The 11,314-nt window shown below is 35.6% G+C and carries 7 protein-coding genes, 3 pseudogenes and 1 riboswitch; of the genes and pseudogenes, 7 read left to right on the top strand and 3 right to left on the bottom strand.

What is annotated here, in order from left to right:
- A pseudogene (locus tag AC1DKZ_RS26980) lies at positions 1-383 on the bottom strand (histidine kinase dimerization/phospho-acceptor domain-containing protein); the annotation flags it as partial.
- On the opposite strand from AC1DKZ_RS26980, the pseudogene AC1DKZ_RS26975 reads away from it, so the two are divergent.
- A pseudogene (locus AC1DKZ_RS26975) lies at positions 378-857 on the top strand (transposase); the annotation flags it as partial. The pseudogenes AC1DKZ_RS26980 and AC1DKZ_RS26975 overlap by 6 nt on opposite strands.
- A gap of 409 nt (positions 858-1,266) precedes the next feature.
- On the opposite strand, the gene AC1DKZ_RS26970 reads toward AC1DKZ_RS26975, so the two are convergent.
- Positions 1,267-1,827, bottom strand: coding sequence for a hypothetical protein (locus AC1DKZ_RS26970; RefSeq protein ID WP_234816614.1), 561 nt, complete (start codon positions 1,825-1,827; stop codon positions 1,267-1,269).
- A gap of 381 nt (positions 1,828-2,208) precedes the next feature.
- A riboswitch (cyclic di-AMP (ydaO/yuaA leader) is annotated at positions 2,209-2,354 on the top strand.
- An 89-nt stretch (positions 2,355-2,443) separates the two neighbouring features.
- Here AC1DKZ_RS26970 and AC1DKZ_RS26965 point away from each other — a divergent pair.
- The 4 genes and pseudogenes from AC1DKZ_RS26965 (at position 2,444) to AC1DKZ_RS26950 (ending at position 6,035) form a co-directional block, all read left to right on the top strand.
- Complete coding sequence (locus AC1DKZ_RS26965; protein ID WP_476997430.1) at positions 2,444-3,940, top strand: amino acid permease; 1,497 nt, start codon at positions 2,444-2,446, stop codon at positions 3,938-3,940.
- A 25-nt stretch (positions 3,941-3,965) separates the two neighbouring features.
- Positions 3,966-4,457, top strand: coding sequence for an MgtC/SapB family protein (locus AC1DKZ_RS26960; RefSeq protein ID WP_476997429.1), 492 nt, complete (start codon positions 3,966-3,968; stop codon positions 4,455-4,457).
- A 329-nt stretch (positions 4,458-4,786) separates the two neighbouring features.
- Positions 4,787-5,020 carry a hypothetical protein gene (locus tag AC1DKZ_RS26955; protein WP_002187967.1) on the top strand — a complete coding sequence of 78 codons (234 nt, stop codon included), beginning with the start codon at positions 4,787-4,789 and terminating at the stop codon, positions 5,018-5,020.
- A gap of 449 nt (positions 5,021-5,469) precedes the next feature.
- Positions 5,470-6,035: pseudogene (locus AC1DKZ_RS26950) on the top strand (recombinase family protein).
- A gap of 214 nt (positions 6,036-6,249) precedes the next feature.
- Here the strand turns inward: AC1DKZ_RS26950 and AC1DKZ_RS26945 are convergent.
- On the bottom strand, positions 6,250-8,259 hold the full coding sequence (locus tag AC1DKZ_RS26945; protein WP_098636497.1) for a serine hydrolase domain-containing protein: 2,010 nt from the start codon (positions 8,257-8,259) through the stop codon (positions 6,250-6,252).
- Positions 8,260-8,537: 278 nt separating this feature from the next.
- Here AC1DKZ_RS26945 and AC1DKZ_RS26940 point away from each other — a divergent pair, with 278 nt between their 5' ends.
- A complete protein-coding gene (locus tag AC1DKZ_RS26940; RefSeq protein WP_098636496.1) occupies positions 8,538-9,128 on the top strand; it encodes a sensor domain-containing protein in 591 nt (196 codons plus the stop codon).
- 4 nt (positions 9,129-9,132) lie between these two features.
- A complete protein-coding gene (locus AC1DKZ_RS26935; RefSeq protein ID WP_098636495.1) occupies positions 9,133-10,923 on the top strand; it encodes a helix-turn-helix transcriptional regulator in 1,791 nt (596 codons plus the stop codon).
- Positions 10,924-11,314 lie beyond the last annotated feature (391 nt).

Raw genomic sequence — 11,314 nt, 5'->3', positions numbered from 1 at the left:
TTAATATCTAGTTCCTCTTTTATAATGTTTTGTGGTTTGGTTAAAGATAAATAGTTATTAATAGTAGATTGTATTTGCTGCATTTCAAGTAACATAATTTCTAAGTACTTATCTTGAGACATCTTAGCACTCTCATCTTCATTTAGTAATTGAGTGAATCCATGTACCGTGGTCAGTGGATTATGAATTTCATGCGCGATCGATGCAGCTAGTTCGCTAGCTATATAAAATTTTTCTGCTCTTTGCATTCTTTCTTTTATTTTATATTTCTCGATCATTCCTTCTATTAAATAAACTGATAATAATACTGTAAAAATATTTATGATTATATAATTGAATAAAAATTTGATGAGAGTAGAGTCAATTTTACCACCTGTATTAGTGGTATCAATGTATATATGACAAACACGCCGACAGATATTGTCCCGATGGGACAAGTACATGATTGGTACTCTTTGCGTTGGCAAATTGAAATTTTATTTAAAATGTGGAAATCATTCTTTCAAATTCATCAGTGTAAAAAGATAAAATCAGAAAGATGGGAGTGCCATTTGTATGGACAATTGATTGCCATTCTACTCTGTTCTTCTATCATGTTTCAAATGCGGCAATTACTTCTTATAAAAAAGAAACGAGAACTGAGTGAATATAAGGCCATATATATGATTAAAGATTACTTTCTTCTTCTTTTCCAAGCTATACAGAAAGACACCCAAGAGCTATCAAAGATTCTAATTCGCCTGTTTAACCTCCTACAGCAAAACGGGAGAAAATCTCATCGATATGAGAAGAAAACAGTCTTTGATATATTAGGTGTCGTTTACAATTGTGCCATGTCTGATAATCAAGCGGCTTAATTCAAAAAATGAAACCCGTTAGGGTTTATTTCGTATGCAAATCTTTAAAGCACCTACATATAGGATTTCGAAAAAAAGAAACAATCTCGCTTATCGTTGACGTTACATGAGCTTAGCTTGATAGCGATGGGGTAGCACCACATCGCTATCAAGTTAAGATTCTTAAGTTCCCCCAAAACGAAAAAAGTGAGCCGTATTCGCAAAAATAAATTTTACACATCGTTGACTACTGATAATGATGGGTTATGTGAACTATAAGAAACCTCTGATTATTTAAATCAGAGGTTTACTTTTTTTACATACCTGAAAATGGGTCATTTTTCCATATCGAAAGGGTAGGCAAAGTTTTTTTAATGTTTGTTATTAGCTTTTGTATGAATTTAATTTCAGATAATTGTTTATTGTATTCTTATAATTGAATTAGATATTCATAATCATTTTGAAACATTGTATCTTTTAAAAGTTCGTTTAAATCCATAGCTAGGAAAAGGATTAACATAGATAAGTATTGTTTTCCTCTTTTTGAAGCTCTTTTTCGTAAGAAGGTAGGGGTTTGTTCTTTGGTTTGAAGACATATATAACGTTTTTGAAATGATAAACTTAATATTCGTTTTTCAATTACTTTTATTTGCTTTTTTCGTTGTATATAATCTAAAACAGAATTGTATAGTTTGTGACTTGATCGTTGTTTTCCGCAAATTGTTAGTATCCATATTCTGAAATTGTGATTGTCGTCTAAGTGTTTTGTTAAATCTAAGGTATATTGTAAATAAGGGATATCAGATGATTTACTAGTCCTATGTACAATAAATTCATGATCTATATAAATATACTTTTGAAGGTAAAGCTCTAGCAATATGCTTATTGTAATGAACATTTCTATATTTGATTGTAAAGGAGGTTGTATAGTTTGAGTATCATCATCTACAGATAGTAAGAAAAAAAGCTCAGGGACTGTTAGATATTCCATTTCTTCTTATCACCTTTCTTTAGATAGAATTTGTATATAAATAAATATTCATCTTTTTATTTCATAAATCCTTTTGGATCATTAATAGAACTTAGTTACCAGAACACCACTTATCAGCAGTCAATGTAATTAAAAGTAGTAAAGACACTAGTAGATAATAGACCTAATAAAAATGAGGCATAGTATTTTTATTTAATTCAAACTCTTCTTCATGTATTACTATACTTGTAATTCTCACTTTTTTTAAAGTATGTAACTTAATTTAAGAATTCAAATTATAAATAAAGTGTACAGCGCGAAAAATCCCTCCCCTGAAAAAAACGTTAATTTTCTTGTTTACAAACAAGAGGGCATAGGAGTAATATATTGTACATAAATTCATATCACTATTCGCTGAATCCATATGGAGCGGGGGAACCAAATTTTGTGCGATTGCACTTGGGGTGAATCCTTCTTAAATGAAGGTAGGGCTATTCTCAAGGCCCGAATCCGACAGCTAACCTCGTAAGCGTTTCGAGAGGGGATACTATGGTGATTTTTAAAAACACTGGGTGAACTTTGGTGTCTTTTTTTATACTCTTTTTCTGGAAAATAATTCAAAAAAAGGATGAGATACTTGAAAGAGACACCCATAAAAACGAAAAATTCACTTTTTTCTTTTTCTTCTAATTCCCGACCTTCTGAATTAAGAAGAGAATTAGGGCTGCGACATTTAACAATGATTTCTATAGGTGGAAGCATTGGGACGGGGTTATTTATAGCAAGCGGAAATACGATTCATACAGCAGGACCTGGTGGAGCAATTATAGCTTATTTGTTGATGGGGTGTATTGTTTACCTGTTGATGACCAGCTTGGGAGAAATGGCAGCGTATATGCCTACATCTGGTTCTTTTAGTACGTATGCTTCTAAATTTGTAGATCCTGCATTTGGTTTTGCGATTGGTTGGAATTACTGGTTTAGCTGGACTATTACTCTTGCAGTTGAAATTTCATCAGGAGCTATTCTTATGAAATATTGGTTTCCATACAGTCCATCTATTCTGTGGAGTGCGTTATTCATACTGTTTATGTTTGGAATTAATATTCTTTCAGTGAAACATTATGGAGAAATGGAGTTTTGGCTTTCACTTGTAAAAGTTATTACTATAGTCGTGTTTATTATGTTAGGAATAGCCACGATATTTGGAATTTTCAAAGGAAATCCTATTGGATTTCACAATCTAACAATTGGAGACGCACCGTTTCATGGAGGTTTTCTTTCTATTCTTAGTGTGTTTATGATTGCGGGGTTTTCCTTTCAAGGTACAGAAATGGTCGGAATTGTAGCTGGAGAAAGTAAAGCACCTGAAAAGCATATTCCAAAAGCTGTGCGGCAAATCTTTTGGAGAATTCTCTTATTTTACATACTTACCATTTGCGTAATTGGAGTCATAGTTCCCTACACAGATCCGAATCTAGTTAACAATGATATTAGTAATATTACAATGAGTCCCTTCACACTAGTATTTGAGAAAATTGGGTTTGCATTTGCAGCTTCTATTATGAATGCAGTTATCTTGGTATCTGTTCTATCAGCTGGTAATTCCGGAATGTATGTTGCAACCCGAATGTTATGGGTAATGGCAAGAGAAGGGAAAGCTCCAAAGTGCTTAAAAAAAGTAAATAAACAAGGTGTTCCTATTAATGCATTACTTATGACAACGGCTGTGGCAATCGTAGCGTTTGCAGCTTCTTTATTTGGAGAAGGGCAAGCGTTTATATGGCTTTTGAATGCTTCGGGACTTTGTGGATTTATTGCATGGTTAGGGATTGCTATAAGCCATTATCGTTTTCGTCAGGCTTTTTTACATCAACAAAAGAATTTAAATAAGCTCCCGTATCAAGCAAAGTGGTATCCTATCGGTCCTATTTTGGCTTTTGTAATATGTACTATTATTATATTAGGACAGAATTATTCAGTCTTTATAGGGTCACATGTCGATTGGTATGAAGTACTTGCTACTTATATTGGTTTACTGCTGTTTCTTGTATTTTGGTTCGGCTATAAAATTATAAAAAAAACAAAGGTGATTCCATTACAACAAGTCAATTTAGAGCATGATGATCATTAAGGATGGAAATTAAGGAGACAGAAATATGGAACTAGACATTCTACTTAGGTTACTTGTAGCAATACTTGTTGGAGCAATAATTGGATTAGAACGTCAATGGCACAATTGCATTGCTGGATTACGTACAAATATACTTGTTTCCGTAGGTGCTGCACTTTTTGTACTATTAAGTGTACTCACTCCAACCGATAATACACCTACAAGAATAGCTTCTCAAATTGTAAGCGGGATTGGTTTTTTAGGTGCTGGAGTTATTATGAAAGATGGCTTGACAGTTCGAGGACTGGATACCGCAGCAACCTTATGGTGTTCTGCGGCTGTAGGAACATTAGCAGGTAGCGGCTATTTACTTATAGCTATAACAGGAACCATTCTTATTGTCAGCATAAATAGTTTACTAAGACCTGTTTCGAAATGGGTTTCCGAAAAATCTGAAAAGGGTTTTAAATATTCCCAACAAGTTACCGCACTCTCTTATAGAGTAAAACATAAATCATCAGAGAAAAAAGATTGTTAAAGAGAAGCTAATTTTAAAAACGTTATAAATAATAATAAAAGAGACCTATTCTAGATGGGCAAATAGAGAAATAATTAGTGTGCAATTTATTCAATATTCGAACTGATGAAAAATACTATCTACAAAGTAATCAAAGAATACAGAAGTACATTAAAACCAGCCCTGAGCTGTTTTTGTAGTCCAACCTTACAGTAGCTGTTTATCTTTCTTCCAATATATAAACTAATTACTTAAGGCGTCTAGAAAGGTGGGAGATTCATATCAAACAAATAGAATATTTTACAGAACCATATTTTAAAACTGTTGGTGGACGAAAAAAGGCATATAGAGTGTTTGGTTACAAAGATGGGGAAAAAAAATCTTTTCCAATTACATTTAAAACATTGAAACAGGCAAGAACGTTTACCTACAAACATGCTCTCGAAAATCCTGGATGGTTAAATGCCAATGGTGATATTAGTGAATATAATGTTAAAGTGGATAGAGATGAATATAAAAATGTCTGGCAAGATAATGTTATAGAAAATGTATATAAAAATTACACTGATTTTAATAATTGGTAGCAGTAATTCTTAAACTGCTATGATTCCAAATTAATTTTTTACAAAAAGCTATGAATAAATGTAAAAGTATGAGGCAAGGAAATTCACTCATGTAGAGCAACAAGAAATCAAAACTGGAATTGATAAATAGATGACTTAAAATGTTTCAGAAATGAAACTAATTGAGTCATCTATTTTTTATTATGTAGGGAATGTTGTTGTTCGAAGTAACGAATATACGACTACAGATTGAATTTATTAGAAAATAATTTTTCTACCTTTGAAATTTTAATGACTCCTAAGTGTTTATCAAGGTATATCTTTACAAACAGTCAAAGAACATCTATGAAATATTAAAACATCAAGTTTATAAAGGCTGTAAAAAAATTTATAAACGTTTATTTTAGATGAATACCTTTATAAATGAAAGTGGCATAATTATGGTAAAAAATGTAAGGTGAATATCAAACGTGGCAAATATTTATGGATATATTCGTGTAAGTACAAAAGATCAAAATGAACAACGTCAATTACATAAGATGATGGAACGAGGAGTGGAAGCTCGGCGTATTTTTGTCGACAAAGCAAGTGGACGACACTTTGATCGTCCACAGTATCAATTATTACGAAAAATATTGAGTACAGGTGATATTCTTTACATAGATGCTTTAGATCGTATGGGACGTAATTATGATGAAGTAATTTCAGAGTGGAAATACATAACAAGAGAATTACAGGCTGATATTGTTGTTTTAGAAAATGAAACTTTATTCGATAGCCGTAAGTTCCGTGAAATGGGGGACATGGGTCGGTTGATGGAAGGGATTACTATAGCTAAATCTCAAGGAAAACACCTAGGACGTCCTCAGGTGAACCTTGCCACCTTAAGCAAACAACAAATGCATATAATAGAAGCAAATTACCCCAAATGGAAAAGTGGAGAAATAACAGCTGTTATCTTTATGGAAATGTTAGGTTTGAAAAAAATACATTTTATAAAATAATGAAGGAATATGAAGTAGCATCTCTCCTATAGGAAATGCTACTTTATCCCCGGTTGTAAGAATACGTGTACTACCCCTTGTAGCTCATCAGACACTGAAACAGGGAGACAAAAACCGCCATTCTTTCCAATAATTCTACAGAAAGAACAGCGTATTTTTCGTTTTATGGATACAATTTCACTTTAGCTTGATGCTGATGGGATACTCCCCTTAAATGTATGCCATAATTCATGTTTGGATGAATGCTTACTTCTGTTTAATAGGCAGTGTATAATAGCCAAAAGCCAAATCGAGTAAGGCGCTCGCTTCTTGACGCAGTAACAGATCCATTGGACGGAAGGTAAAAGATCCGTCAGCATTGATAGTAGTATCAGGGTCTACGATTCCTTGTGAGGCAAGGGCTTGAATGGACTGGACCGCCCAGGCATCCGCAGTGTCAAGCAATTTCACATGATTGGCTTGGTCAGGTTGAATATGCTTCAAGTTTTGAATCATGGTTGCTGCAACTTGTCTGGTAATCGGAGTCGCGCGGTCATATCCTGGTATGCCTGCTATGAATTGTTTTTTAATTTCTTCGGTTTTTCCTGGAAAAATGCTCCATCCATGTGCAAGCAACAAGGCATCAGCAAATTCTCCTTGTGTCATGGTGCCCATTGGATCGAATAGATTACCTGCTTTAGCATTCATGATGTCTAAAGCATAAAGATTGTCGATGTGGATTCTATAGTTACTCTTTTGCGGGACGTCTGCAAAAGTTGGTTTGATATTGATTTTCTGAGATTGAGCAACAATGCCTAGACCCTTAGGACTGGTGTAATAAAAATATGCGATTTCTCCGGCCGCATTTTTTTGAAAAGCAATCTTATTTCCTTCCGAATCCTCAAACAACAACGGGTGAATCATTTTGAGGACTTGTTTGCCAGTTGTTTCATCTTCCATGACCAACGCCCCATTCTCATAGGTAAAGTGAGTACGAATCGCAAACGCACGTGTGTTTTGGTACAAGCCCAAGTATTTTTGTGCTTCTTTTCCCTTTAACGAGAGATACACTGTTTTCTCCGCTTTGGGAGCAGGGAAATAATGATCCATGAACACTTCGTACACTTCTCGACTCATCATGGAATCATTATTGTAAGACATGAAGAATGCGGTTTTCTGTTCAGGTACCAAAACCATTAATGAAGAATGTCCAGGCATATTCCCACCTTTTAATACAACATGTTGACCATTGGCGAGGTCATTGAAATATGTTTCAAATCCAACTGTCGCAATAGGAATCGTCTTATCTGCGAAAACTTGGTGGGTATGCATCATATCCATGCTTTTTTTACTTACTATTTCTTTACCGTCAAACTTTCCATTCTGTAGCTGCATGATCATGTACTTTGACATGTCTTCTCCAGTGGACAAAATACTTCCTTGTGGTCCATCAGTTGGAGCGTGCCCATTTGTTGGAATAGGATCGCCAGTGGAACCGTAATGTGTAGCCATTCTCTTGAGAAGGTCAGGCGTAAAGCGCACACTGGTAGACTTCATGCCTAATGGTTTAAAAATATTCTTTTCCATATATCGTGAGAAAGATGTGCCCGTAACATTCTCCACTGCATGTCCTGCGAGTAAAAATGAGAAGTTGTCATACGTATAAGCTTCACCGGGTGGCCGTACCACCGTCGGCATATGTTCGGGTAGAAATTCCTTAATAGATATATTTTTATTTACATATTCAGGCCCTATTAGCGTGGTGATATCGGGCAGGTCTACGCCGCTGGTATAGGTCAGCATATCAAACAGTGTGAGGGGTTTTCCTGTTTGATTGGGTATTTTCAAACCATCGAGATACTGTTGTACATCTTGATCTAGTTTAAGCTTTCCTTTATCGACTTGTTGCATCACAGCCAAGGCAGTAAAAGTTTTCGAAACTGAAGCGATTTGAAAGACCGTTTCCTTAGTGACGGGAATTTTCTTTTCTTTATCAGCATAACCATAGCCTTTATTGACGACGACATTTCCATCATGAACGACGACAAAACTAGAACCGTTCACATTGTACTTCTTCATTTTTTCCTCAAATAACGGATCAGCAAAAGATTCTACTTCTTTTTTATTATTGGGCGCTTTCGTAATTTGGATATCGGTCGTGGATGCCGATGATTTTGATTTTCCAACTTCTAATGGCTGTGGGGAACACGCAGAAATCATACTTGAAGAAGAGAGAAAAATTGCGACGAGACCCAGTTTGTTGATCGCTTTTTTCATTTTTGTACACTCCTTTATTCGATTGGAATTTTTTTGTTGACACAACGAGTTATCAGCTCGTTAGTGTATGAACAGAGTGTAGCAAGCGGCAAGTCATAGTAGATAGTGATCATCTGTCATTTCCTATATGACACAAAAAATAGAAGAGGTTACGGCTGTATTGATAGTCATGTCATACAAATCATGACACTTTGACACTACCGTATGTGACAGACAAATACTTAGAATCAAAGGGCGGCTCTTTACGTATTAGCAATGAAAGATGAGGGGAGATTCTAATGACGAAAACATCAGCTCGAAAAGTTTTGCAAGATTTCTATTTTTTGTTGTTTACGTTTGGATCTGGAGTATTTTACTTTTGCTTCTATTTAGTTAGCATTACATTTGCATTAGTGATGACGGTTATCTTCCTGGGGGTTCCCTTGTTGGCGAGGGTGTTGCAAACAACTCACACATTTGTCCAGTATGAACGCATTCAGACTAAGGTTTATACGGATATATCGATAGAACCATTACTGCCAAGGACAAAAAGTGGAGGGGATAGATGGATTAAATCGGGAGAAATAATTCTCAATAGTAGCAATTGGAGGGCGGCTTTTTGGCTCATGCAGAAATTTTTTGTTGGAATGATGAGCCTTATATGTGTCTTTATACTGTACATAACTCCGCTCGTATTTATCTTTACACCCTTTCTTTTTCCATATTTTGATATATACTTATTGGGAATTGCGGTGAATTCATGGGAGAATGCTATTTTTGTCATGATTATTGGTTGTATGCTCATCTGGATACGTATTTGTATTGGAAACAGCTTAGTTCGAATAATTGGAATGTACACGCGTTCTATGTTTAAAGCTATAAAGGGGTGATAATTTGTTTAAAACTTTGAAACTATGGTTCTGGTATGATTGGGCATTACTTTGTATACGTTTTATCATTTGGTTATCATTGATGTTAACGACTATCCAACATCAAGACCATTTGACTGTACCACTTTGGATCATTATTATTTGGGAAGTTGTGTCATTTTCAGTACCTTGGATTTGTTTAATGTTCAGTTATCGCTATTATCTATTTGTTGAGATACTTTTATTTGGGGGAGTGTGCTTCTACTTAACTTTATTATTTCCGTCAGCGTATCTTGCTTTTTTAATGCCAACTTTCATGATTGCGGCAAATAGTGCTGATAAATCATACCGTTGGTCGGGTTCAATCACAATTATTTTATTCCCATTGCTCATTACGATATTTTCTCCGGTAACAGATTTATGGGTGATAATCCTACAAATCGGTTTAGCTTTTGCTATGGGTTCTTGCTTTCGTTTACTGGTTGTCAATTACCGTCAAAGCGAAACTATTAGGAACCAGAAGCATGTATTGGAACAATACGTATCCCAAGTTGAGCGGATTACTTTACTGGAGGAACGTGACAGGCTCTCAAAAGATTTACATGATACGATGGGGCATTCCTATACCTCAATTATTATGGGAATGGATACACTACGTACGGAATTAAAGACTAAAGAAGGAGAGCAAAAGCTCGACTCATTATTACAATTGGCCCGTAATAGTATGGAAGAAGTAAGAATGTATTTGCATCAAATGGATTTACCACAAGAATCTCTTTCCTTAACTGTCACATTACAACAATTGACAGAGGAATTTGAGAAACATGCAAAAGTAAATGTACGCTTTCGAATAATAGGGGAAGAGTATATGGTCTCCAAGCAATCAAAGATGACACTATACCGGAGTTTGCAGGAATCATTAACAAATGCGGTTCGCCATGGACACTCCACCGAAATCATTGTGTCACTTCATTTTGAGCCACAACAGATAAGATTGGACGTGCAGGATAATGGCTGTGGGGTAGAGGAATGGAAGGATGGATTCGGATTAACTGCGATGAAAGAGCGCGTGAGTCAGTTACAAGGGAGAGTTATTGTTTACTCCAAAAAAGGAGAAGGGACGTTAATTTCATGTGTGTTACCGAGACTTGTACAATTGTCCAATGAACGAATCCGCTTGTGTATCGTCGATGATCATTCTTTTATTCGAGAAAGTCTTCATACAATTTTGGATGGACAGGAGGGCTTGCAGGTAGTGGGGATGGCTGAAGATGGAGAACAGGCTGTGGAATTGTGCGAAAGCCTGAATCCTGATTTGGTATTAATGGATTTGGAGATGCCCAATCTTGATGGGATTCGTGCGACCAAAATAATCAAGGGGAAATGTCCTGATATTCGTGTCCTCATTCTGTCAACGTTTCAGGATATAGAAAGGGCGAAGGAAATCATACGAAGCGGTGCTGACGGCTACTTGCTGAAATCCATAGAGTCGCGTGAACTGGTTGAATCGATCCGCCTCGTCTATGGGGGAGGCACGATGATTGACCAAGATTTGTTCCGTAGAATGTGGGACGGAAATGATGGGGCAGAGTCAGTCGAATCGAAGTCAGGTGGAAAAGAGTATGGCTTAACGAAACGCGAAATAGAGGTTTTGAATCTTTTGTCTCAAGGAATCCGTTATAAAACAATTGCTTCGAAACTTTACTTATCAAACGGCACAGTACGAAATTACGCCTCCACTCTTTATGACAAGCTGGGAGTCAACAATCGAGAAGAAGCCGTGCAAAAAGCAAGAGATACAGGATTACTTTCTTAAAAGGAAGTGCTGTCATCTGCTAGGGGTACGTGAATGATTCTAGATTTCAGAGATCACACTTCAAAAAATGTAATTTGAACGTCTGTTATAGGCGATTTTATAGATTCTATAAATGGAAAGGAATTGCACCAGATTACATAGCAACTAATTTGGATTGTATTCATTTAAACGTCTATTATATATCTCTATTTTTCGATAAGTATTAGCATAAAGGAATACATTTTGGTTAATCTTCTTTCAAAATGTATTCCTTTTATTTGTTGTAAAATGCGTGTTTAAGTGATATTTCGATTAAATTACAATCATAAGTGGCCCCAAAAAGAAGGAATCGTTGCCGTGCCCCTTATAATTAAGTTCTTATATTTTCCAATAACTATTTCCCATCATCTCT

The sequence above is a fragment of the Bacillus sp. 05T21 genome (assembly GCF_056396785.1).
The sequence above is the reverse complement of the archived record's forward strand: the minus strand, read 5'-3'. Positions and strand labels throughout refer to the sequence as shown.

Excerpts from the sequence above, each read along its gene's own strand:
- AC1DKZ_RS26960 (WP_476997429.1), top strand. The coding sequence starts at position 3,966 with ATGGAACTAGACATTCTACTTAGGTTACTTGTAGCAATACTTGTTGGA.
- AC1DKZ_RS26945 (WP_098636497.1), bottom strand. The coding sequence starts at position 8,259 with ATGAAAAAAGCGATCAACAAACTGGGTCTCGTCGCAATTTTTCTCTCT.
- AC1DKZ_RS26970 (WP_234816614.1), bottom strand. The coding sequence starts at position 1,827 with ATGGAATATCTAACAGTCCCTGAGCTTTTTTTCTTACTATCTGTAGAT.
- AC1DKZ_RS26940 (WP_098636496.1), top strand. The coding sequence starts at position 8,538 with ATGACGAAAACATCAGCTCGAAAAGTTTTGCAAGATTTCTATTTTTTG.